We start from the raw sequence: 23,144 nt of genomic DNA on the forward strand, positions 1-23,144 counted from the left end.
GAGGCCGCGATGCAACTTTTGAAAGTACTGGCGCGGGTACTGGAGTACCCCACCGAAGAACTGCAGCAATCCAAAGACGCCCTGGTCGCCGCTGTCCTGGAGGACAGCCGGCTGCCGCGGCAAAACAAGGAACAACTGCTGACCTGTATTGATCGCCTTTGCGATGGTGACCTGATGGATCTTCAGGAAGCCTACGTGGGCACCTTCGACCGGGGCAGGGCCACCTCCCTGCTGCTGTTCGAGCACGTGCATGGCGAATCCCGCGACCGCGGCCAGGCCATGGTCGACCTGATGGAGCAATACCGGGCCAACGGCCTGGAAATTGATGCCAAAGAACTGCCGGATTACCTGCCGCTGTTCCTGGAATACCTCTCCACCCGCCCCTGGGAGGAAATCCTGAACTGGCTGGAGGATATTCACCACATTCTGGGGTTGCTTGGAGAGCGCCTGTACCAGCGTGAAAGCCTCTACCACGTTGCGATGGATTCCCTGCTGGTGCTGTCCGGCCGCAAGGCCGACCGCCAGGAACTGGCGCAGCTCGTTGCCTCGGAAGAGCGCGACGACACCCCCGAAGCACTGGACAAGGTCTGGGAAGAGGAAATGGTGAAATTTGTGGATGACCAGGGCAGCTCCTGTGGCACCGGTGGCGTGGTTGGACAGCGCCGCCGCGAACTGGAACAGACCCAGACCATTCACCTGAGTGATCAGCTGATGACGGACGCAACGCCCCGTCCGGCAGGGCGCGCCTGAGGCGCAGGAGGAAAAGACAATGTCCTATATCAACACACTCTTGTTCGGAATCTATCCCTACATCGCCCTGCTGGTACTGTTTGTCGGTACCTGGGCGCGTTATGACCATGGCCAGTTCACCTGGAAAGCCCATTCCAGCCAGATGCTGCGCAAGAAAAACATGGTGATGGCCAGCGTGCTGTTCCACGTCGGCGTACTGGTGATCTTCTTCGGCCACCTGGTGGGCCTGCTTACTCCGCACTGGGCCTACGAGTGGATCATCACTCCGGGCCAGAAACAGGTGATGGCGATCCTGGTGGGCGGTATCGCCGGCGTCATGGCCATCATCGGTGGCGGCATGCTCGCCTGGCGTCGTATGACCGACCCGCGGGTTCAGGCCAGCAGCACCTTCGCTGACAACATGATCATCATCATTCTGGTGGTTCAGTTGGTCCTCGGTATGCTCACCATCCTGCCCACCATGGGCCACCTCGACGGCAGCACCATGCTCAAGTTCTCCGCCTGGGCCCAGGGCGTGTTCACCCTGGAAGGATCTGGCATCGCCGCCTACATTGCCGACGTGCACTGGATCTACAAGACCCACATCTTCCTGGGCCTGACCATCTTCGTACTCTTCCCGTTCACCCGACTGGTGCACATGCTTAGCGTGCCAGTGGAGTATTTCGGGCGGAAGTACCAGGTGGTTCGCAAGCGCGCCTGAACGGATACAGCCACCCTCTCTTTCCGGGAGGGAGGCTGGCAAACTGATTGACGGAGAGTCGCACCATGCAACTGATCCCCACCGGCGAAGCCGGCAAACCCAGAAACCAGTTCCCGCCGGTCTACGTGGGTGAGATTCTCATCCACGTAGACGACATCGCCCGGGAAATGCAGCACCACCCCGCGGAAGAGCTGGCGGAAGCCTGGCACGAAGCAGCCAGAAGCCTTGCCATCCGTGAATTGTTACTGCAACAGGCCAGCCGCCTGAACCTGGACAGCATCGAAGACGAAGAAGACCGGATAGCCCGGGTGCTGGAACTCGAGCTCAAAGTGCCAGACCCGAGCGAACAGGACTGCGAACGCTTCTACGCCGCCAATCCCATCCGCTTCTGCAGCCCTACCATCATGGCCGTCAGCCACATACTGCTGGCTGCCGCTCCGGATGATATTGAAGAGCGCATGCGTCAGGAAGAAGCTGGCCGACAGCTGCTGTCTGCCCTCCTGGACGGCCGCTCGCAGTTCAACGAATTGGCTAAACAGTATTCCGCCTGCGAATCCCGCCACCAGGGCGGCAGCCTCGGCCAGATCAGCAAAGGCCAGACCGTCGAAGAATTCGAACGCCCGGTCCTGAGCCTGAACGAAGGCCTCCACCCCGAGCTGATCGAAAGCCGCTATGGCTGGCACATCGTTCGAGTAGACCAGCGAATCAACGGCGAACTGCTGCCTTATGAACATGTAAAACCTCAGATTCGCCAGTACCTGAGCGAAAGCGTGACCCGCCGGGCATTCCGGCAATATCTCCAGGTATTGGCTGCGGAAACCGGTGTGGAGGGCGTTGATCTGGAGCTGCCGGATTCACCCTTGATGCAATGACTGCTTGGTTAGCAAAGCGAATAATTGAGCTAAGTCAATTACCCAGGAATAACCGCAAGGATACCCCCATCGGGGGAGCGATTTTTCATCAGTATCCTTCTAGTATTTAAAATAAGATTTTGAATGCATGAATATGCAGAGAGGGTACAACCATGGCCATGACACAAACTGCGGAACAGCGATATACCAAGCCGGTGCTTGTCGCCATCAACAAACCACTTGATGAAGAAGACAGCCTGGAAGCGCTTCGCAGCCATGCCCTGTTCTGCAATCTGCGCCCGAAAGACCTCGATAGTCTGATCCAGCAATCACGCCGGCTCAGACTCGGTCACCACCAGCTGCTGTACCGTCAGGATATGCCGGCTCATCACTTCTTCTTTGTGATTTCTGGTCGCTTGCGTCTGTATCGCCTCGATTCCTCCGGCGTAGACCGAACCCTGGACAGTATTGCACCCGGAGACTGTTTTGCTGAAGTCATGATCTACGCCAATCCGCCCAGGTATGCCTGCTACGCGGAGGCCCTGAAGTCCAGCGAAGTGCTCATGATCCCGGTTAAAGCTTATCGGGAATTGCTGGATCGGAATCCCGAGTATGCCCAGGCGGCCCTGAGCCACTACGCCATGCGTGCGGTGTCCAGATTCCACGATCTTGAGATCATGACCGTCCAGAATGCCCGGGACCGTTTGATTCGTTACCTCATTGACTTGCTGCCGAACGGCGCGGAAGAAGGTGGCGAAGTCGAGTTGCCGTTGCCCAAATGCCTGGTGGCTTCACGCCTGGCCATGCAGCCCGAGACTTTCTCCAGAATACTGGCAGATCTCAAGTCAAATGGTTTGATCAGAGTGAATCGCAGCAAGCTCTTTATTTCCGACCCTCAGCGGCTGATCGCTATCAGCCAATAGCCTCTCCGGGCCTCCGGGCCCGGCTTTTTTGACCGCCTTGAACACCAGGGGATAGTGATGATCAGCAGTTACCAGGATCTTGTTCAGGCCAGCCGGAAAGAACCGGAGCCCCAGCGCTTTCTGTTCGTTTTTTGCAAAGCCGAATTACCAGACGACGCCAGTGCGGCAGAACGGGCTGCTTTTGAGCGCGGCGAGGGTGGCGTACTGACGCCGGTCATCTGTGTCGACAAAACCCCCGATGAGGTTCCTTATTTCGATGTGTTGGCGGAGGAATCCCGCGCGACAGGCCAGGACTGGGACATGGTCTTTGTCGCGGCCATGTCGGGCCGTGGCGGCCATGCTCCTTCCAGTGATGAAGCTCAGCAACCCCTGACGATGATGGTGGAAAGCATCCGCATGGGGCATCTGGGTAACTACCTTCCCCTCAATAAAGCCGGCCACGCCATTAGCCTTGACTGAACTCAAGGCGCCTCTGGTGGGCCGAGGACTATCCTCAAAGAGGTATTTGATTTTCCTCAAAATTGAACGACCCTTGATGTAATCCATGGGGTATTGGGAGTTGTAGTGAGAAACGTCCTCCGTTGTGTCCTATCCATCTTGATGATACTTGCGGCTCCGCTGAGCTGGGCCCAGCCGTTATCGGAATACAGCCCTCCGGCCGGACGCCAGCTCATCGAAAAAGCCTTTCCGGAAGCGACAGAACTCCAGCCGATGGAGGGCAACCGTGCCATCCAGCAGGTGTATTCCGGTGAGGAGCTTATAGGCTACGCCTACCAGTCCCTGGACTTTGTCCAGACCCCCGCCTATTCCGGCAAACCCCTGAATGCCATGGTGGTACTCGATACCGCCGGAGAAATTCGTGCCGCTAAAGTCATACATCACGATGAACCCATCCTGCTGGTGGGTATCCCCGAAAGCAAGATGCATGAGTTCACTGACCAGTACACCGGTCTGAAAGCTGACCAGCGGGTGACCGTTGGTGGCACGTCTACCGAACGCAAGGTGGCGGTGGATGGCTTGTCCGGCGCTACGGTCACCGTGATGGTTATTAACGAAGTCATCATGCGCACTGCCCACCGGGTGGGGGTCGAGATTGGGTTGATTGAAGGTGGCAAAAGCAACCGTCCGCCCATGGCCAATGTGAACTCGGAACAGTTTCAGGAGAAGTCCTGGCAGGAGTTGACCGGTGACGGTTCCATTCGCCGCCTGGTGTTGACCAAAGGGCAGGTCGACGACTCTTTTGTGGGGACCCCTGCCGAGGGCATCGAAACTGCAGACGCGGGCGAACGCGATGACATCCTGATCGAGCTCTACGCTGCTTATCTGGATGCGCCGACCATTGGCCGCAACCTTCTGGGTGAAAACCAATACCAGTGGCTGATGTCGGAGCTCCAGGAGGGGGAACATGCCATCGCGGTGATGGCCAACGGTGAATACTCCTTTAAAGGTTCTGGCTACGTACGGGGCGGCATTTTTGACCGGGTGCAGATCCGCCAGTTTGGCGACACCTTCAACTTCCGGGATCTCGATTTCCATCGGCTCAGCGACGTTTACGGTGAGGGGATGCCCGAGTTTTCGGAAATGGCGATCTTTATCGTGCGCCAGCAGTACAACTTCGATCCTGGCACGCCCTGGACGCTGGAGCTGACTGTCAAGCGCCAGACCGGCCCGCTGGACAGTGAATTCCAGGTGTTCCCTCTGGAGTACCAGTTGCCAGACCAGTACTACACCCGCCCGGAACCGGTTCTGACCGACGAAGAGTGGCTTGAAAACCAGCCGCTGTGGATTCAGGTGTGGTACCAGAAGCAGTTCCAGATCACCGTGTTGGGGCTGGGTATCGCCGTGCTGCTGTTCATCCTGTTCTTCCAGGACTGGCTGGTACAGAAGCCGAAGATGATGCGCTGGATTCGCCACGGCTTCCTGGTTTACACCCTGTTCTTCATTGGCTGGTATGCCCTGGGTCAGCTTTCCATCGTCAATGTGCTGACGTTTGTGAACAGCCTGATCAGCGGCTTCAAATGGGAAACCTTCCTGATCGATCCGATCATGTTCGTGCTCTGGGCCGTGGTGGCTGGCATCGTCCTGCTATGGGGTCGGGCGGTCTACTGTGGCTGGCTATGCCCGTTCGGCGCCCTGCAGGAGTTGATCAATGAAATCGCCCGCAAGCTCAAGGTACCGCAGTACACCGTGCCTTTTGCCTGGCACGAGCGCCTGTGGGCCATCAAGTACATCATCCTGCTGGTGCTGTTTGGTATTTCTCTGGAGTCCATGGCCACTGCCGAGCGCATGGCTGAAGTGGAGCCGTTCAAGACCGCTATTACCCTGCATTTTGACCGCACCTGGCCGTTTGTGACCTACGCCGTGCTGTTGCTGGTGGTCAATATCTTCACCCGCAAGGTGTACTGCCGCTACCTGTGCCCGCTGGGTGCCGCCTTGGCGTTGCCCACCAAACTGCGGGTGTTTGACTGGCTCAAACGTCGCAAGGAATGCGGTAACCCCTGCCGTCTCTGCGACAAGGAATGCGAAGTCCAGGCGATCCATCCGGATGGACACATCAATTACATGGAGTGCCACTACTGCCTGGATTGTCAGATGACCTATTTCGACGACCACAAGTGCCCGCCGCTGATTGTGAAGCGCCGTGGCAAGCGCCGTGGTCACAACGCACCCGGCCACCCAGAGGAAATTCCGGTGGTGCAGGTGAACTGAGTAGTCCCGAGGAGCCAGCCATAAGGCCCCGGTAACGTCATGAGAAGCAATAACCGCCATAACCAATAACGGAGTTGGATGCTATGAAAAAAAGAGATGATCTGACCAAGGACACGCCGGAGGTTTCCGAAGGTGGTCTGAGCCGTCGTCGCTTTATGGGTGCGGCTGCGCTGGCCGGTGTCGCTGGTGCAACCGGTCTGGGCACCTCGGTCATGTCCCGTGAGACCTGGGCTGCAGCTGCTGAAGAAGCCCGCAACAAGGCTCACGTCGCCCCGGGCGAGCTGGATGAGTACTACGGTTTCTGGAGTGGTGGCCACCAGGGCGAAGTGCGCGTGCTTGGCGTGCCCTCCATGCGTGAACTGATGCGTATTCCGGTATTTAACGTGGATTCCGCAACGGGTTGGGGTATTACCAATGAAAGTAAGGAAATCCTGGGCGGTGATCAGCAGTACCTGAACGGCGACTGCCACCACCCGCACATTTCCATGACTGACGGTCGTTACGATGGTAAGTACCTGTTTATCAACGACAAGGCCAACACCCGGGTTGCCCGTATCCGTCTGGATATCATGAAGACGGACAAGATTACCCACATCCCGAACGTTCAGGCCATCCATGGTCTGCGCCTGCAGAAAGTACCCAAGACCAACTACGTGTTCTGTAACGCCGAGTTCGTCATCCCGCAGCCCAACGACGGTACGGATTTCAGCCTGGACAACAGCTACACCATGTTCACCGCCATCGACGCAGAAACCATGGATGTGGCCTGGCAGGTCATCGTTGACGGTAACCTGGATAACACCGATGCCGACTACACCGGCAAGTACGCTGCTTCTACCTGTTACAACTCAGAGCGTGCCGTTGATCTTGCGGGCACCATGCGTAACGACCGCGACTGGGTGGTTGTGTTCAATGTGGAGCGCATTGCTGCAGCGGTAAAAGCCGGCAACTTCAAGACCATTGGCGATTCCAAGGTGCCGGTTGTCGACGGCCGAGGCGAATCCGAATTCACCCGCTATATTCCTGTGCCGAAGAACCCGCACGGTCTGAACACCTCTCCCGATGGCAAGTACTTCATTGCCAACGGCAAGCTGTCACCAACGGTATCCGTGATTGCCATTGATAAACTGGACGATCTGTTCGAAGACAAGATCGAACTGCGCGACACCATCGTGGCCGAGCCGGAGCTGGGTCTCGGACCCCTGCACACTACCTTCGACGGCCGTGGCAATGCCTACACCACGCTGTTTATCGACAGCCAGGTGTGCAAGTGGAATATTGCCGATGCCATCAAGCACTACAACGGTGACAAGGTAAATTACATCCGTCAGAAGCTGGACGTGCAGTATCAGCCGGGCCACAACCACGCATCGCTGACTGAATCCCGCGATGCTGATGGCAAATGGCTGGTTGTTCTGTCCAAGTTCTCGAAAGACCGTTTCCTGCCGGTTGGCCCGCTCCATCCTGAGAACGATCAGCTGATCGATATTTCCGGTGAGGAAATGAAACTGGTCCACGATGGCCCGACCTATGCCGAGCCGCATGACTGTATCCTGGTACGTCGTGATCAGATCAAGACCAAGAAGATCTACGAGCGCAACGACCCCTACTTCGCCAGCTGTCGTGCCCAGGCGGAGAAGGACGGTGTGACTCTGGAATCCGACAACAAGGTCATCCGTGATGGCAACAAGGTACGTGTTTACATGACCTCCGTTGCGCCTCAGTACGGTATGACCGAGTTCAAGGTGAAGGAGGGTGATGAAGTCACTGTGTATATCACCAACCTCGATATGGTTGAGGACGTGACCCACGGCTTCTGTATGGTGAACCATGGTGTGAGTATGGAGATCAGCCCGCAGCAGACCGCTTCCGTGACCTTTACGGCAGGTAAGCCAGGGGTTTACTGGTACTACTGCAACTGGTTCTGTCATGCTCTCCACATGGAGATGGGCGGGCGGATGCTCGTCGAAAAGGCCTGATAGAGAGTTGCCTGACTTGGGGTCCCGTTTTCGGGGCCCCTGGTTGCTTATCACTATCCCGAGATCTATTGATGTATCAACTATTGCGTTATGGAGTGGCCCTGTCAGTCGCTCTGTTTGCGCTCTCCGCCAACGCGGACCTGCAGCAAGAGCTGGATAACCTGGCCCCGGGCTCGTCGTTTCAACTTCCTCCGGAAACTCTGTCTCCACTGGCTATCAGGGTGCCCGGGGTATCTGTGTCCTGCGCTCCGGAAACGGTGATTGACGGTGGCGGGCAGGGCAATGCGGTTGAGATTCTGGCAGAGGCGATCACCTTTTCCGGTTGCCAGGTTCGCAATTGGGGCAAAGACCTGAACGAACTGGATGCGGGAATTTTCGTGGCCCGCGAAGCGCAGGGTTCGGTGGTGGAAAACAACCGTCTTCAGGGCCCGGCATTCGGCGTGTGGCTGGATGCAACACCGGATGTGACCGTGCGGGAGAATCACATTCGCGGTGATACCAGCTTGCGGTCCCAGGATCGTGGCAATGGCATTCACCTGTTCAACACCACGGGTGCGCTGATTGAAGGTAACGATATCAGTGAGACCCGGGATGCCATTTATATCGAGACCGCGAACCGAAATACCATTCGCGGCAATGTGATGAGTGACCTCCGGTACGGCATTCATTACATGTATTCGATGCATAACCTGTTGGAAAACAACGTCACGCGGGGTACGCGTACCGGGTATGCGTTGATGCAGAGCAAGTACCTGAAGGTATTCAATAATCGTTCCGAGAATGACGAGAACTACGGCATTCTGATGAACTTCATCACCAACTCCGAGTTGCGCAATAACGTGGTCACCGGAGTGTCCCAGGGTCAGAGTGCCGGAGTGGTCATTTCCGGTGCCGAGGGTAAAGCGGTGTTTATCTACAACTCGCTGTACAACACCTTCGAAGGCAATTATTTCGGCCACAGCAATATCGGTATTCATCTCACTGCGGGTTCCGAGGAAAACCAGGTGTTCAACAACGCCTTTGTGGAAAACCAGCGCCAGGTGAAGTACGTGGCCACTCGCACCCAGTTCTGGGCCGAGGATGGCAAAGGCAACTACTGGAGTGACTACCTGGGCTGGGATCGAGATCAGGACGGCCTCGGCGATGTGCCTTATGAACCGAACGACAACGTGGATCGGCTGCTGTGGAAGTATCCGGAGGCCAAAGTACTGATGTTCAGCCCGGCGGTGGATACCCTGCGTTGGGTCCAGGATGCCTTCCCAGTAGTGAAGTCTGCCGGGGTGAGTGACCCCCATCCTTTGATGCGAATTCCCGACCACCTGCAATCGGAGATCCGATGAACTGTTTTCGACTGGAGAACGTCAGTCACCGTTACGACAAGGCCACGGTGCTGCACGGGGTAGATCTTCGGCTGGAGCCGGGGGAAATTCTGGGCCTGTTCGGCCACAACGGCGCGGGTAAAACCACCTCGATCAAGCTTATCCTGGGCCTGATGCAGCCCACCGAGGGCAAGGTTTCCGTGCTGGAAGGCTCGGCTGGCGATCCCCAGGTAACCCAGCACATCGGCTACCTGCCGGAGAACGTGATGTTCTACCCGCAGCTGACCGGCCGGGAGATTCTCAGCCACTTTGCCCGCCTCAAAGGCGCACCGCTGAAGCAGGTGCCTGAACTGTTGGAGCGAGTGGGCCTGGGAGACGCCATGGACGCCCGCACCAAAACCTATTCCAAAGGCATGCGCCAGCGTCTTGGCCTGGCTCAGGCCCTGCTCGGAAAGCCCAGGCTGTTGATGCTGGATGAACCCACCGTCGGCCTGGACCCGGTTGCAACGGCGGACCTATACCGCCTGTTGCGCCAGCTTCGGGATGAGGGGGCGGGCATTGTGCTCTGTTCCCATGTACTGCCAGGTGTCGAGCCATACATTGATCGGGCCGCGATTCTGACCGAAGGCGCCCTGAAAGCATCTGGAGACCTGCCGTCGCTGCGGCGACAGGCGAACATGCCGGTCACCCTGACTCTGCAGCCTGCCACGAGCCTGTCGGCGTTGGAAAAAGCCATTGACCAGGCCGAGCAGCGCGCCGGATTGATGATGAAAAGTGAAAACGGACGATTGCAGGTAGACGTGAGACCCCAGGAAAAAATGGAACTGATCAAGACCCTGATGGCCTCCGGCGAAGTGGCAGACCTGGGCATCCATCAGCCCAGCCTCGAAGACATCTACGTGCACTTTATCGGCTCGGGTGGCCTGGCTCACCGGGGAGGAGGCCAATGAACGCCATCTGGACCATCGCCCGTAAGGAACTGAGCGACAGCTTCCGCAATCGCTGGCTGGTTGCCATCTCCCTGGTGTTCGCCACCCTGGCACTGGGCATCGCCTGGTTCGGTGCCGCCGCCTCCGGGCAGGTGGGCTACGCCTCCACACCTGCGACCATTGCCAGCCTGGCCAGCCTGGGGATCTTCCTGATCCCGCTGATTGCACTGTTGTTGGCCTACGACGCCATCGTGGGGGAAGAGGAGGGCGGCACCCTGTTACTGCTGATGACCTACCCCCTCAGTAAAAGCCAGTTACTGTTGGGCAAATTCCTCGGCCACGGCCTGACCCTGGCGCTGGCCACCATCATAGGCTTCGGTGTGGCTGGTATTGCCATCGCCGTGTTGGTGGAAGATGTCGCCATTGCCGCCCTGGCGGTGGCCATGGGGCGTTTTGTGGGCTCTACCGTTTTGCTGGGCTGGGGCTTTATCGCACTGGCCTACCTGGTGAGCGTGCGGGTGAGCGAGAAACCGGTTGCTGCCGGGCTGGCCCTGGCGATCTGGTTTTTCTTCGTACTGATCTTCGACCTGATGCTGCTGGGTACCCTGGTGGCCAGTGAAGGCAAACTGAATCCCGAACTGCTGCCCTGGCTGCTGATGCTCAACCCCACTGACATCTACCGCTTGCTCAACATCGTTGCCTTCGGCGACAGCGGTCAACTCAGCGGTGTACTCAGCCTGGGTACAGACCTGCCCATCGGTGCGGCGGGCCTCTGGCTGGGCCTTATCCTCTGGTGCGCCATACCCCTGGCCGGCGCACTGTTACTGTTCAAAAACCGACGAATCTGATCCTGACCGGAGACACACAAACATGGCAAACCCAGCAACCAAATGGCTCATCGCCGCTTTCACAGCCACTCTCCTGGCCGGCTGCTCCGGAGATGAACCCGAGATCGTTGAAAAACCCGACCCGGTCCACTTTGAATCCGGCGACGAATGCCATGTCTGCGGCATGGTCATCACTAACTTCCCGGGCCCAAAAGGCCAGGCCTTTACCGAGCGAGAACAGAACATCCGGAAATTCTGCTCCACCAAAGACATGTTCGCCTGGTTCCTGCAGCCTGAAAACGAAAACCGGGATCACACCCTCTACGTCCACAACATGGCCGAAAGCCACTGGGACAGCCCGGATGACACCCACCTGATCGACGCCCGCGAGGCCTTCTACGTGGTCGGCTCAAACCTCAACGGCGCCATGGGCCCAACCCTGGCCTCGTTCGCCAGCGAAGCCGACGCTACAGACTTCGCGGCAGAGCATGGCGGCAACGTGCTGGCGTTTGCCGACGTCACGCTGGAGCATCTGAATAATGGTATGACGATGCACGATATGAGCGGGATGGATGATATGGCTGGGATGCACGATGCAGATGAAGCTGGAATGGCTGATGATCACAGTAGCCACAGTACAGAGCATTAAAGTGGCAGTTTCACAAAAATAAGGTCGAAAGGTCTTAACCTGGGTTTACTGGTCTTGGGAGACTATGTCTCCAAAGTTCGAGATAGTGGGTGCGGGCAAGCTTTCCAAAAATTTGCGGAGCCAGGGATGGCGGAGCAGAAGCGACACAGGGGCTCAGCCGAGCGCTTATGAAGCGAAGCTTCATGCGAAAGCTGAGCGACCACAATCTGTGATTGTGGGCCGGACCCCGAAGGGGTGCCGTAAGGAGCGTTTTTTGGAAAGGCTACCCGCACCTGATCAAACGCCAGAGTCAGCAGGCTACGTTTATCAGTTTGCAGAAAAGGTCAGCCGCCAGTCATATTCATAAACCGAAGAATCTGCACATCCCCATTGCTGGAAAAATGATGCCGCTCCGGCTTCAGATCCATGGCCTTGATGATCGCTTCCTGCAGTTTGTCATCCGTCACCGGATGCCCCCGCAACACCCGGCGAAGATCCACCGAATGCTCATTGCCCAGGCACAGCAGCAACCGCCCCTCCACCGTCACCCGAACCCGATTGCAGGTCGAACAGAAATTGTGGGAATGCGGCGAAATGAACCCGACGCGAACCTCGCTGTCCGGCATCCGGAAATAACGCGCTGGACCGCCGGAGTCCTCAGTTGCCGGAATCAGCTCATGGTGCCTGCGGATAATGTCGCGCACCTCCTCACTGGTGCACAGCGCCAAACCACGGTCATGCTCTGAAATCTCCCCGAGCGGCATCTCCTCGATAAAGCTGATGTCCACCTGCTTTTGACGGGCAAACTCAATCAGCTCCGGAATCTCCTCGTCGTTGCGGCCTTTCATCACCACCGTATTCAACTTGATACCACGGAAACCGGCGTCCCGGGCAGCATCAATGCCATCCAGAACCTGGCTGATATTACCGGTGCGGGTAATGGCGCGGAATTTGTCAGCGTCCAGAGAATCCAGACTGATATTGAGACGCTGCAAACCGGCCTTGCGCAATGATTCCGCCATGGTGGGCAACTGACTGCCGTTGGTGGTCATGGCGAAGTCACGGAGGCCATAAGTGCCGACTTCGCGTACCAGCTCGAGGATATCGCGGCGCACCAGAGGCTCTCCGCCGGTCAGCCGGATCTTCTCCGTCCCCAGAGCAACAAAGTTCCGTGCCAGCCGGGCGATCTCTTCAAGCGTCAATACCTGTTGGCGCGGGAGAAAGGTCATGTCTTCCGCCATGCAATACACGCAGCGGAAGTCACAGCGGTCGGTCACCGACAGGCGAACATAGTTTACTGTGCGGCCAAAGCGGTCTGTCAGTCGGGTCTGGGGCATTGAAGCCAGGTCCTGTTGCAATATCACCATGAGTTTAGGGCAAGTATGGCAAAGCGCGCGGCGGATTCCGATACCCCTCGGGGAGTATCTCCCGCGACCTTGCAAAGCCATCGGTCTTCCTCTATAACATTTAAATAAAATATATGTTAAAAAGTGGAGCGACACTAATCGCAATGGTGTTGCCAGTTTAAAACCCATCGAAAGCCTGGGAGATCGCTATGTGGCTCTACGAGAAATGGCTCGCTCGTGCTAATGCGGGTGTTCTGGTCAGTGTGCTCGGATTACTGTTAACCGTTGCTTTGGCATATCCTCTAGCGGCCAGATTGCCAATCGCGGTTCAGATACTCGCCCACATGGGAACGTTAATCTTCGCAGTCGGGGTGAAAATCGCGTATGTCGCCCGCTTGGCGTTCCTCAGTAAACTGGGAAGACCTGTGCACTGAATCACGGTAGAATAGATGCAGTTATGAACGGTCAAGAGGCCCACGCCATGGGCGCACAGCCAGGTAAAACCGGTTTCCGGATTCTTGCGTATATGAGTGTGGGGTTGGCGGCAGCGGGTGTGGTTTTGCCGCTTTTGCCAACAACCCCTTTTGTTATTCTCGCGGCCTTTTTCGCCAGCAAGAGCTCCCCGGCCTTTGCCCGGTGGTTGGAAGACCATCCGACGTTCGGCCCGGCGATTGAAGAATGGCGCGCCCGGCGTGCCATTCCACGCAAAGCCAAGTTGCTGGCCTTTGCCATGATGGGGCTGAGTTGGAGCATGCTGGTCTGGCTTGGATCGCCGGTTCTGGTACTGGCTGTCTCGGGGCTGTTTTTACTGGGTGTTGCCGGCTATATGCTGAGCCGGCCATCCTACTGATGTTTTTCTGTCATTTTGGAGTCATGAATGCACATCACCCGTTATACCGATTACTCACTCAGAGTGCTGATCTATCTGGCTGCAGAGGGTGATCGTCTGGCGACCATTCAGGAAATTGCCGACAGCTACGACATCTCCAAGAATCATCTGATGAAAGTGGTTCACCAACTGAACAAGAAAGGGTACATCGAGACTATCCGTGGCAAGAAGGGCGGGATGAGGCTGCATATGGCGCCGCAGGATATCAATATCGGAATCCTGGTGCGCGAAACCGAGCAGGACCTCAGCATCGTGGAATGTTTTTCCTCCAAAAATGCCTGCAAGATCACTCCGGTATGCGGACTTAAATCCATGTTTGGTGAAGCCCTGAAAGCCTTCCTTGAGGTGCTTGATCGATACACGCTCGCCGACGTGATTCAGGACCACCACCGACCACAGCTGTTGCGACTGCTCCAGATTGCTTGATTGCTGAACTGACGCACTGCTGTATTTGCAGTGCGTCAGACCTCCCAGGCTTCATCGAGTATCCAGAGTTATACGTTTACGGGGTTCGCGGACCTCCGTTCCGGCAGTGAATATCGCAGGACTCTCTGCAGCACAGTTTTATACTGGCTCATAAATGAGCCGGTGTTGTAGTGAATGCCGTGTTTGCGACAGATTTCCTGCACCCGCTCGGAAACCTCAGGATACCGGTGTGCTGGCAGATCTGGAAACACGTGATGCTCGATCTGGTAGCTCAGGTGTCCACTCAGAATGTGCAGCCAGCGGCCACCCGTGAAGTTGGAAGAGCCGGTAAGCTGGCGCAGATACCAGTGGCCCTTGCTCTCACCTTCGCATTCCCGCTCTGTAAAGGTTTCTGCATCCTGAGTGAAGTGACCGCAGAAAATCACCGTTGAGGCCCAGAGGTTCCGGATCAGGTTAGCCCCGACGTTGCCGGCCAGCACGATCGGGGCCACTGGCAGAGTCAGCAATGGAAAGAAGACATAATCCTTGAATGCCTGGCGGCCGCCTTTACGAAAAAAGTCTTTCAGGAACGGCAGTTTCTCGCGCCAGGAAATCTCCCGGCGACGTAGCTTCTCGGTTTCCAGTTCATGCAAACCTACACCCCACTGAAAGAACACGCTCAGCAAGATGTAGTTGATGAACTGCAACGTGTGCCAGGGTTTCCAGGGCTCTTCGTCGCTCAGGCGAAGCACCGCATAACCGTAGTCCCGGTCTTTGCCGATGATGTTGGTGTAGGTGTGGTGCTCGTAATTGTGAGTCCGGCGCCAGGACTCACTGGTGCACACCGTATCCCACTCGTAGGTCTGCGAGTTGAGGGTGGGATCGTTCATCCAGTCGTACTGGCCATGCATCACGTTATGGCCAATTTCCATATTCTCCAGAATCTTGGCCACGCCGAGGGTGGCCGTTGCCGCCACAAACACCGGCGGAATAAAGCCGAAGGGCATCATCACCCGGCCGCCGACTTCAAGGGCGCGGTGCAGGCGAACGATCTTGCGAATGTAGCGGGCATCCCGCTCGCCAAGATCGGCCAATACTTCATCGCGTACGGTATCCAGATCTTTCTGAAGTTCGTTGAGCTGTTGTTCGTCAAGTTTGATCATAAGGTCTCCTTGCGGCTGTATGAGGCCGCGCTCGAATTCTGTGTGTCAGGCTTCCAGAGTCACCGGGCCACGGGGTACGGAAATGCAGAGTTGAACGCTTTCCTCTCCGGGGCCGGAGGCTTTACCCGTCAGCCGATTGATCACGGTGCCGCTGGTTTTTCGGCAACTGCATTGGTGGCAGATGCCCATACGGCAGCCGTATTGAGGTTTGAGGCCCGCGGCTTCTGCGATCTCCAGCAGTGTGGCATCGCCGGAAGAGTCCACATTGAGGTCCGCGCGGGCAAAACTCACCTCGCCGCCGAGTGTTTCATCCCCCAGAGGGGAGGAAATCGGAGGGGCGAAAAACGTACAGTGAATCTGTTCTTCGCCGAGACCGCGCTGGTAAAGCAGGTCATTGGCGAGATCCATCAGCCCGCCCGGTCCGCACAGATAGACCTCGCGGGCCTTCAGACCGGGCACGGAATCCAGGTCGGCGTCGTTGAGGTAGCGCGGCTCGTCGGTTTCGTGGGTGCATATAATACGGACCGAGAGTGCCGAGTATCTTGCCGCCAGTGCTTCCAGTTTTTCACTGGCGATCACGTCCTCCTGAGTGCGAACAAAGTAGAGCAGTGTGACCGGTGCCCGGAAGGGCTCTGCCGCCATGGTCTCCAGCAGGCTTAGAATCGGCGTAATGCCGCTGCCCCCGGCAATAAACAGCACCGGTTTGGGCATGGCTGGCATCAGAAAGTCGCCAAAGGCTTCGGTCAGGCCCAGTACCGCACCTTCTTCCAACTGATCATGCAGCCAGTTGGTCACCAGCCCTCCGGGCAGGCGCTTGATGGTCAGTGTGACCACGCCGTCGTTCTGCCAGAGCAGGGGGGAGCTGGACAGACTGAAGGTGCGTTGGCGTCGCACACCATCAATATCTACACAGATGTTCACGTGCTGGCCGGCATGAAAGCCACTCCATCGGCTGGCAGGCCGGAGCACAAAAGTCTTGGTGTCGTGAGTTTCGACCAGAATGCGCTCCACCCGTGCAGGTGTGTACGCTTGTATCCACATGGGATTGATGGCCTCCGCCAGTGGATCAAAATAACTGGCAGGGTTGCTTCGATTCAGTAGCTGTCGGGCAAGCCAGTGCATGGCGCGGGTCTGGTTCATTTTTGCCAACATAGGTTTTCTCCAAGGTTTGTACCTGATCGTTGGTAACGATGTGTACACTTGTTCACTTATGTGTACGACTGTACACAGTGAGGGTTGCCGTAACAATCAGGGGGGCGCTTCGTTGGCTCGAAATGACAAGTTTTGCGGACTTTTCTGCCGTCAGATGTGTACACTTGTTACCGCAACTATCGTGATAGGAAGACTATGGCAGACAGACCGAAACGCAGGCCCGGCGAAACCCGAGAGAAGCTGATGAACGCAGCGCTGACTCTGGTGGGCAAGGGGCGACACTTTGCCAGCCTGGGTATTCGGGAAGTGACCCGGCAGGCCGGCGTGGTGCCAACGTCGTTCTACCGTCACTTTCGCAGCATGGACGACCTGGGTTTGCAGCTGGTGGACGAGCTCGGGCTGGTCCTCAGGCGGATGATGAGGGAGGCCAGGGCCAACGTGTTGCAGGCCGACAAGCTGATTGAGGAATCGGTGGGTATCTTTGTGGCCCATGCCCAGGCCAACCGCAGTTTTTTTCTGTTTATGGCGCAGGGGCTGGCAGGCGAGAGCCGGGCCGTTCAGGAAGGGATTCGCAGCGAGATGCGGTTTTTTGCCAGCGAACTGGCCAATGACTTACGCCGGCTCCGGCTCATGGAGCACCTGAGCGATGCCGATCTGGATATGACCTGTGATCTGGTGGTGCGCACCGTCGCCTTCAGTCTGACCGATCTGCTCAGCATTTCCGAAGACGACGATTATCAGATCGGCCAGGTGCGAAAACGCACCACCCGATTCCTGCAGATGATTTTTGTCGGGGCTGGTCACTGGCAAAGCGACTGACCCCGTCCTGGGTTACTTGCGGGTTCGGGCGCGCTTCTTCTTCGGCGGCAGTATCAGCGATTCCAGCTCATCCAGAGCCTCACCGGTATAAACCGCCAGTTTCTGCATGCTCGGCAGCGTATCCCGGCAGCCGGTAAAACCGAAATTCAGCGATCCGGCATAGCTCAGGCAGGTGATGTTCAGTGCGCCGCCGTGAGCAATCAGCGATACCGGATACATGGCCTCAAGCCGGGCACCTTCATAATACAGCGTGTCTTCCGGGCCGGGCACGTTGGAGATAGTCACGTTGAAGACTGGTCGCATCCGCCCCCCGAGACCCGACATCAACTGCAGAATGTAGGGTGACATCAGCAGCATGGTGTACTGGGTCAGGGCACTTTTGGGAAGTTTCTGCAGGTGCTCCTTGGCCCGTCGGGTCGAGGTTTTGATCTGTTGCAGGCGGTTCAACGGGTCAGCTTCGTCGGTGGCCAGCGAGGCAATCATGAAACTGATCTGGGTGCCCGTACCCTCGTCGTCTGCCGGCCGGATATTCACCGGTATACCAGCCGTCAGCGGGTTGTCGGGCAGATTGTTCTGCTCGGCCAGAAAGCGACGCAATGCTGTGCCACACAGGTAAAGCACGATGTCGTTCAAGGAGCCGCCGGAAGCATGGGCCAGGTTTTTCAGCCGGTCCAGTTGATAATGCTGGGTGGCGAAACGTCGCTGCGCGGTAACCCGGTGATTGAGCACCGAAACCGGGCCTGTGAAGGGCGCGGTCAGTCCGTCTTCCGGGTGTCGAACCGAATGCACCAGGCGATTGCCGGCCTGCCATAGCCTGGGGGCCATGTCTGCCTGGAGTTTCAGGGCGTCCATGGCCTGGGAAACCGCAGCGGGCACGCTGGCCTCTTTGTCGGTTTTTGCGCCACGGCGTTGATGCGGGCGTACCGTCCAGGGCGGTGGCATATTGCAGCGTTCCGGATCGGTGGTGAGTACCCTTTGCATCAGCCGTACGCCACTGATGCCGTCAATCATCGAGTGGTGCATTTTGGTGTAAAGGGCGAACCGGTTGTTTTCCAGGCCTTCAATAACGTGGCATTCCCACAGCGGCCGGGAAAAATCCAGGGGATTAGAGTGCAGCCGGGATACCAGAATACCCAGTTCGCGCTCACCGCCGGGGCGGGGCAGGGCTGAATGCCGGACGTGATAATCCAGATCGATATCCTTATCGACTTTCCAGGCCGGGGCGATCACGCGCCCGAGGAAACCGGACCAGGCCAGTTTGTATCCCCAGGGTGGTGCCACATCGCCGGCTTCTTTCATTCGAGTGACCATGTCACGCAGGAAGGTTTCTGGTGCGCCTTCAGGCAGTGAGAAAATCTGAAGTGTACCCACATGCATCGGGGTGTCTTCAGATTCAACCGCCAGCCAGGAGGCATCCAGGGTTCCGAGACGTTTCATTCCTTGTCATTCTCCGCCAGTCATTTGTGTTTTGGTTGTTTCCTGCAAGTATACTGATATCGGTAGGTTCACACGATCAAAACCGGGATTGGGCTCCAATCTTTTTGCAGGGTTTCACGGTTACATAATGTCGCGAACCCATGCTCCCGGTGACGTGGTTCGTGTGCTAATTTCTACGGCCATAGACACTGATAACAAAAATATTCGGAGGCTTTGTGGAATCCAGCCCGCTGATCTCGGCAGGTTTGCCGATCGCATTGTTCATTATCATGATCGGTATCGGTATGACGCTTACCCTGAGGGATTTTCGCCAGGTGGCGGTGTATCCGAAGGGCATGATTGTGGGCACTTTCGCCCAGATTCTCCTGATGCCGGTGGTGGCATTCGGGCTGGCCTATCTGTTCGGCGTGTCGCCGGCCATAGCCGTTGGTCTGGTGATCATTGCGGCCTGCCCCGGAGGCACCACGTCCAATCTGTTTGTGCTTCTGGCCCGGGGCAATATTGCGCTCTCCATCGTGCTGACGGTATCGGCCAGCCTGATCACCATTCTTACCCTGCCACTGTTTACCAACATGGCGCTGCAGCATTTCATGGGCACGGAAGAGGACATTTCGCTGCCGGTGGGCAAGACCATTGTCATGCTGGTGGTCATTGTTTTGCTGCCAGTGGCCATCGGCATGCTGGTGCGAACCCGCAGACCGGAGCTTGCGCGCAAGGCCGAGAGCCTGGTCAGCATCTTTGGTGGCATCGTGCTGGCAGTGCTGATTGTGGCGTTGCTCTATGGCGTTCGGGACCAGATGTGGGATCTGCTCAAACAGGCAGGCCCCTCCACTATTGCCCTCAATGTCGCCGGTATTGTCCTGGGCTTGCTGGCGGGCAGGGTGGCCGGACTGACCCAACGGGAATCCCTGGCGGTGGCAGTGGAGCTCGGTGTGAAGAACGGCACCATTGGTTTGATGGTCACCCTCACGTTGCTGGAGTCCAGCACCATGTCGATTCCCGCTGCCGTTTACGGTGTGCTTATGTTCCCCATTGGCTTCCTGCTGGCAATGTATGGCCGGAAGGTGATTCCCAAAAGCAACGTGGCACATGCAGCTGGGGAAGCCTGATTGATGAAGTTTCTGAACGGTGTGACGTTACTGCTGGTTTATCAACTGACAGGCGAGATTCTGGTACGACTTCTCGGGCTGCCGATCCCGGGGCCGGTGCTTGGCATGGTCATGCTGTTCGTTACCTTGATGATCCGAGGTAGTGCCCCGGATTCCCTGAGCGAAGCCTCCAGCGCGTTACTGAGCCATCTGTCTCTGCTATTCGTGCCTGCGGGCGTGGGGATGATGACGCATTTCGGGCGTATAGTGGATGAGTGGCTGCCGATCACCCTGGCTCTGTTTCTGAGCACGGTGATCACCATGGTTGCCACGGCGTTGATTATGCAACTGACGACGCGCTGGTTTGTCCGTTCCGTTTCAGAACAAGGTGGGCAGCATGAATGAACCGGGTTTGCGCGACATCTGGGTCTACCTGTCGGCGTCGCCACTGCTAGGGCTGACCATTACTCTGGTGGCCTACGGGCTGGCCTACCGGCTCTATCTGAAAACGCATTCCAACCCGCTGGCCAATCCAGTCGTTACCTCGGTGGCAATGCTGATTGCCCTGTTGTTGGCAACGGGCACCTCATACAGCGATTACTTTGAAGGCGGCCAGTTTGTGCATTTTTTGCTGGGGCCGGCAACGGTGGCGCTGGCAGTTCCTCTGTATCAGCAGTTTCGCCGGCTCCGTCAACTCTGGTTGCCGGTCGCCATATCGCTGATCAGTGGGGTGGTTATTGCAGCTGGCAGTTCGGTTGGGCTGGCGAGAATGCTGGGGGGCTCTCTGGAAATCCAGATGTCGCTGGCACCTAAATCGGCAACGGCACCGGTGGCCATGGGTATTTCCGAGAAGATTGGTGGTTTGCCATCACTGACGGCGGTGCTGGTGGTGTTGACCGGTATTACCGGTGCAGTGCTGGGCACCAAGCTGTTTCAATGGTTGCGCGTGAAAGACGACACCGCCAAAGGCATTGCCATGGGCGTGGCGGCCCATGGTATTGGTACTGCCCGGGCATTTCAGGTCAGCTCCCAGATGGGCGCGTTTTCAGGCCTGGCGATGGCGTTGTCAGCCTTTGCTACCGCGCTTCTGGTGCCCTGGCTGGTGGATTTGCTGCCCGTGTAACTGGCGTAGGGAGGCTCCTTGAACAAACCGATTTTGCTTCTGCTTCTGGCACCTGCGCTGACCAGCGTTGGCAGCCTGGCTTTTGGGCAAGCATCGGAACCTGAGGAAGGCCTGGTGCTGGAAGTCACCTCTTCCAGACTGGTTCGCGACCTGTACGAAACGCCTGCGGCGGTTTCTGTGGTTCAGGCGCCGGATATCCGCCAGGGCCAGCAACGCCTACAGCTGGACGAATCCCTGAATACTGTACCGGGGCTGTTTTTCCAGAACCGTTACAACTTCGCCCAGAACCTGCGCCTGTCTACCCGGGGGTTTGGTGGCCGCTCGCCCTTTGGTATCCGGGGCATCCGCATTCAGGTGGATGGCATTCCCTACACCCTTCCGGATGGCCAGTCCCAGGTAGATGCGATCGATCTGGATTCCGCCCAACGCATTGAAGTTATTCGCGGGCCATCCTCTGTTCAATATGGTAATGCCGCCGGCGGGGTTATCGATATCACCACCGCACAGGGAGATGAGTTGCCCGAGGGGGCGAGATTCAGGCTGGACGGTGGCAGTCACGATTATCGCAAGGCCACTATTCAGGGCAACGGAGTTCGTGGCGATACCAGTGCTATTGCCACGCTGTCCTGGATGAACGTGGAGGGTCACCGTGACCAGAGTGAGGCAGAGAAGGGGCTGCTCAATGCCCGGCTGTCCCACGACATCGAGGCCGGGCGCAGGCTGATCGCCACGTTCAATGCTCTGCATAATCCCAAGGCCGAAGACCCGGGCGGGCTGTCGGAAACCCAGGCAGAACGGGATCCGGAGCAGGCCACGGCCAATGCCGAACGGTTCGACAGCCAACAGTTCGTGGATCAGCAGACCCTCGGGCTGCAGTACCGTGATGCTGTCGCTTTGCCCGGCGAGCTCCTGGTCAACACCTTCTTCAGCCGGCGGGATTTCGCCCAGCAACTGCCATTCCCCGGCAGCAATCGCGTTGCCTTTGATCGCCAGTTCTATGGGGTAAGTTCCCAGTACCAGCAGGTGTCGACGCTGGCGGGGCTGCCACTCACCTGGGTGACGGGCGTGGACGTGCATCGGCAGTCAGATGACCGGCGGCGCTACCGGGCCGAAGCCGGTGTCATCGAAGCGCAGACCCAGCAGGAGACCCAGAACGCCACTAACGCCGCCGTATTCGCCCAGAGCGACCTGGCCGTGACCGAGCGCCTGAATCTGTCGCTGGGTGGGCGCTGGGATAGGTTACGGCTTTCCATTGACGATCAGTGGCTACAGGATGGCGACAACTCCGGTAGCCGAACTTTCCGGGAATACAGCGGTGTGGCCGGAGTCAGTTATCGCATGGCGCCTCGGCATCAGGTGTACGCTACCCTTGGCACGGCCTTTGAGTCTCCCACCTTTACCGAGTTTGCCAATCCATCTGGTGCCGGCGGATTCAATCCCGATATTGACCCCCAACAGGCCCTCAACCGTGAAGTGGGCATCCGTGGGGTTATTGGAGACGGTGTCAGTTATGACCTGGCCTTGTTCTCGATTCGGGTAGTGGATGAAATTCTGCCTTACGAGATTGATGGCCGAACCTACTACGAAAATGCCGGCAAAACCCGCCGTGACGGTCTGGAGTTGGGGCTTGCCTGGGACCTGTCCTATGCCCGGCGGCTAACCAGCGCCCTGACCCTGGCCGACTATGAGCTGCGCGATTTCACCGATGAGCAAGGCAATAAGGCAGACGGCAATGACATCCCGGGCCTGCCCTCAACGCTCTGGGTGTCGGAGCTGGAATGGCGGGGCCGGGCAGGCCGCTTTGCCGCGGTTGAATGGCAGTATGTGGGTGAGGTGTACGCCGAGAACAGCAACCAGACCGAAGTAAGTGATTACTGGCTGATAAGTGCCCGCGTTGGCGACACTCTGCGGTTCGGAGAACAGGCGCTCAATCTGTATGCCGGTATACGCAATCTGCTGGATGAGGATTACTACGCCAACGTTCGGATTAACGCCAATGCCAACCGGCCAGTGGCTGAACGCGGCTATTTTGAACCCGGTCCAGGAAGAACTGTTTATGCCGGGCTGGAATGGGTATTCTGAGTAAAATTTTGAACAACATCAGGAC

Annotated in this window: 22 protein-coding genes; 18 read left to right on the forward strand and 4 right to left on the reverse strand. The window is 57.5% G+C overall.

The window, feature by feature from the left end:
• The first annotated feature begins 9 nt into the window (after nt 1-9).
• From narJ to ACAM27_RS06405, 11 genes are all read left to right on the forward strand, one after another.
• The gene (narJ, locus tag ACAM27_RS06355; RefSeq protein WP_183576818.1) at nt 10-750 is read left to right on the forward strand and encodes a nitrate reductase molybdenum cofactor assembly chaperone; all 741 of its coding nucleotides are present in this window, start codon (nt 10-12) and stop codon (nt 748-750) included.
• A gap of 19 nt (nt 751-769) precedes the next feature.
• Nucleotides 770-1,450, forward strand: coding sequence for a respiratory nitrate reductase subunit gamma (gene narI / locus ACAM27_RS06360; protein WP_014422452.1), 681 nt, complete (start codon nt 770-772; stop codon nt 1,448-1,450).
• 65 nt (nt 1,451-1,515) lie between these two features.
• Nucleotides 1,516-2,322: a peptidylprolyl isomerase gene (locus ACAM27_RS06365; RefSeq protein ID WP_369612715.1), complete on the forward strand. Its 807-nt coding sequence runs from the start codon at nt 1,516-1,518 to the stop codon at nt 2,320-2,322.
• A gap of 152 nt (nt 2,323-2,474) precedes the next feature.
• Nucleotides 2,475-3,224, forward strand: a complete 750-nt coding sequence (locus ACAM27_RS06370) for a Crp/Fnr family transcriptional regulator (RefSeq protein WP_014422450.1) — start codon at nt 2,475-2,477, stop codon at nt 3,222-3,224.
• 57 nt (nt 3,225-3,281) lie between these two features.
• Complete coding sequence (locus ACAM27_RS06375) at nt 3,282-3,683, forward strand: ribonucleotide reductase subunit alpha (protein ID WP_369612716.1); 402 nt, start codon at nt 3,282-3,284, stop codon at nt 3,681-3,683.
• Nucleotides 3,684-3,824: 141 nt separating this feature from the next.
• Nucleotides 3,825-5,933 carry a transcriptional regulator NosR gene (nosR, locus tag ACAM27_RS06380; protein ID WP_023008576.1) on the forward strand — a complete coding sequence of 703 codons (2,109 nt, stop codon included), beginning with the start codon at nt 3,825-3,827 and terminating at the stop codon, nt 5,931-5,933.
• Nucleotides 5,934-6,016: 83 nt separating this feature from the next.
• Complete coding sequence (nosZ, locus tag ACAM27_RS06385) at nt 6,017-7,912, forward strand: TAT-dependent nitrous-oxide reductase (protein ID WP_022990859.1); 1,896 nt, start codon at nt 6,017-6,019, stop codon at nt 7,910-7,912.
• Between the two features lie 71 nt (nt 7,913-7,983).
• Nucleotides 7,984-9,252 carry a nitrous oxide reductase family maturation protein NosD gene (locus tag ACAM27_RS06390; protein WP_369612717.1) on the forward strand — a complete coding sequence of 423 codons (1,269 nt, stop codon included), beginning with the start codon at nt 7,984-7,986 and terminating at the stop codon, nt 9,250-9,252.
• A complete protein-coding gene (locus ACAM27_RS06395) occupies nt 9,249-10,181 on the forward strand; it encodes an ABC transporter ATP-binding protein (RefSeq protein WP_369612718.1) in 933 nt (310 codons plus the stop codon). The genes ACAM27_RS06390 and ACAM27_RS06395 overlap by 4 nt, the downstream gene beginning before the upstream one ends.
• Nucleotides 10,178-11,008 (forward strand): ABC transporter permease, encoded by an 831-nt coding sequence (locus ACAM27_RS06400; protein ID WP_011786517.1) that lies wholly within the window; start codon nt 10,178-10,180, stop codon nt 11,006-11,008. The genes ACAM27_RS06395 and ACAM27_RS06400 overlap by 4 nt, the downstream gene beginning before the upstream one ends.
• Before the next feature lie 22 nt (nt 11,009-11,030).
• The gene (locus tag ACAM27_RS06405) at nt 11,031-11,636 is read left to right on the forward strand and encodes a nitrous oxide reductase accessory protein NosL (protein ID WP_369612719.1); all 606 of its coding nucleotides are present in this window, start codon (nt 11,031-11,033) and stop codon (nt 11,634-11,636) included.
• 323 nt (nt 11,637-11,959) lie between these two features.
• On the opposite strand, the gene moaA is transcribed toward ACAM27_RS06405, so the two are convergent.
• Entirely contained in the window at nt 11,960-12,952 is a 993-nt protein-coding gene (gene moaA, locus ACAM27_RS06410; RefSeq protein ID WP_369612720.1) for a GTP 3',8-cyclase MoaA, read from the reverse strand.
• A gap of 466 nt (nt 12,953-13,418) precedes the next feature.
• Between moaA and ACAM27_RS06415 the strand changes: the two genes are divergently transcribed.
• Together ACAM27_RS06415 and ACAM27_RS06420 are read left to right on the forward strand one after the other, a co-directional pair.
• A complete protein-coding gene (locus ACAM27_RS06415; protein WP_236040821.1) occupies nt 13,419-13,811 on the forward strand; it encodes a YbaN family protein in 393 nt (130 codons plus the stop codon).
• 27 nt (nt 13,812-13,838) lie between these two features.
• Nucleotides 13,839-14,276 carry an Rrf2 family transcriptional regulator gene (locus tag ACAM27_RS06420; protein WP_011786513.1) on the forward strand — a complete coding sequence of 146 codons (438 nt, stop codon included), beginning with the start codon at nt 13,839-13,841 and terminating at the stop codon, nt 14,274-14,276.
• 68 nt (nt 14,277-14,344) lie between these two features.
• Here the strand turns inward: ACAM27_RS06420 and ACAM27_RS06425 are convergent, their stop codons facing one another.
• Together ACAM27_RS06425 and ACAM27_RS06430 are read right to left on the reverse strand one after the other, a co-directional pair.
• On the reverse strand, nt 14,345-15,418 hold the full coding sequence (locus ACAM27_RS06425; protein WP_222448805.1) for an acyl-CoA desaturase: 1,074 nt from the start codon (nt 15,416-15,418) through the stop codon (nt 14,345-14,347).
• 45 nt (nt 15,419-15,463) lie between these two features.
• Entirely contained in the window at nt 15,464-16,570 is a 1,107-nt protein-coding gene (locus ACAM27_RS06430) for a ferredoxin reductase (RefSeq protein ID WP_222448806.1), read from the reverse strand.
• 195 nt (nt 16,571-16,765) lie between these two features.
• Between ACAM27_RS06430 and ACAM27_RS06435 the strand changes: the two genes are divergently transcribed.
• On the forward strand, nt 16,766-17,389 hold the full coding sequence (locus tag ACAM27_RS06435; protein WP_014422436.1) for a TetR family transcriptional regulator: 624 nt from the start codon (nt 16,766-16,768) through the stop codon (nt 17,387-17,389).
• Between the two features lie 12 nt (nt 17,390-17,401).
• On the opposite strand, the gene ACAM27_RS06440 is transcribed toward ACAM27_RS06435, so the two are convergent.
• On the reverse strand, nt 17,402-18,826 hold the full coding sequence (locus tag ACAM27_RS06440; protein WP_022990869.1) for a wax ester/triacylglycerol synthase family O-acyltransferase: 1,425 nt from the start codon (nt 18,824-18,826) through the stop codon (nt 17,402-17,404).
• 215 nt (nt 18,827-19,041) lie between these two features.
• Between ACAM27_RS06440 and ACAM27_RS06445 the strand changes: the two genes are divergently transcribed.
• Genes ACAM27_RS06445 through ACAM27_RS06460 form a run of 4 tightly spaced genes read left to right on the forward strand, consistent with a single transcriptional unit; the run spans nt 19,042 to nt 23,119 of the window.
• The gene (locus tag ACAM27_RS06445; RefSeq protein ID WP_222448807.1) at nt 19,042-19,935 is read left to right on the forward strand and encodes a bile acid:sodium symporter family protein; all 894 of its coding nucleotides are present in this window, start codon (nt 19,042-19,044) and stop codon (nt 19,933-19,935) included.
• 3 nt (nt 19,936-19,938) lie between these two features.
• Nucleotides 19,939-20,319 (forward strand): CidA/LrgA family protein, encoded by a 381-nt coding sequence (locus tag ACAM27_RS06450; protein WP_222448808.1) that lies wholly within the window; start codon nt 19,939-19,941, stop codon nt 20,317-20,319.
• Nucleotides 20,312-21,037: an LrgB family protein gene (locus ACAM27_RS06455; protein WP_222448809.1), complete on the forward strand. Its 726-nt coding sequence runs from the start codon at nt 20,312-20,314 to the stop codon at nt 21,035-21,037. Before ACAM27_RS06450 ends, ACAM27_RS06455 begins: the two co-directional genes overlap by 8 nt.
• An 18-nt stretch (nt 21,038-21,055) precedes the next feature.
• Nucleotides 21,056-23,119: a TonB-dependent receptor gene (locus ACAM27_RS06460; RefSeq protein ID WP_236040822.1), complete on the forward strand. Its 2,064-nt coding sequence runs from the start codon at nt 21,056-21,058 to the stop codon at nt 23,117-23,119.
• Nucleotides 23,120-23,144 lie beyond the last annotated feature (25 nt).

This window comes from Marinobacter sp. RI1, assembly GCF_041155085.1.
Classification (GTDB): Bacteria; Pseudomonadota; Gammaproteobacteria; order Pseudomonadales; family Oleiphilaceae; genus Marinobacter; species Marinobacter nauticus.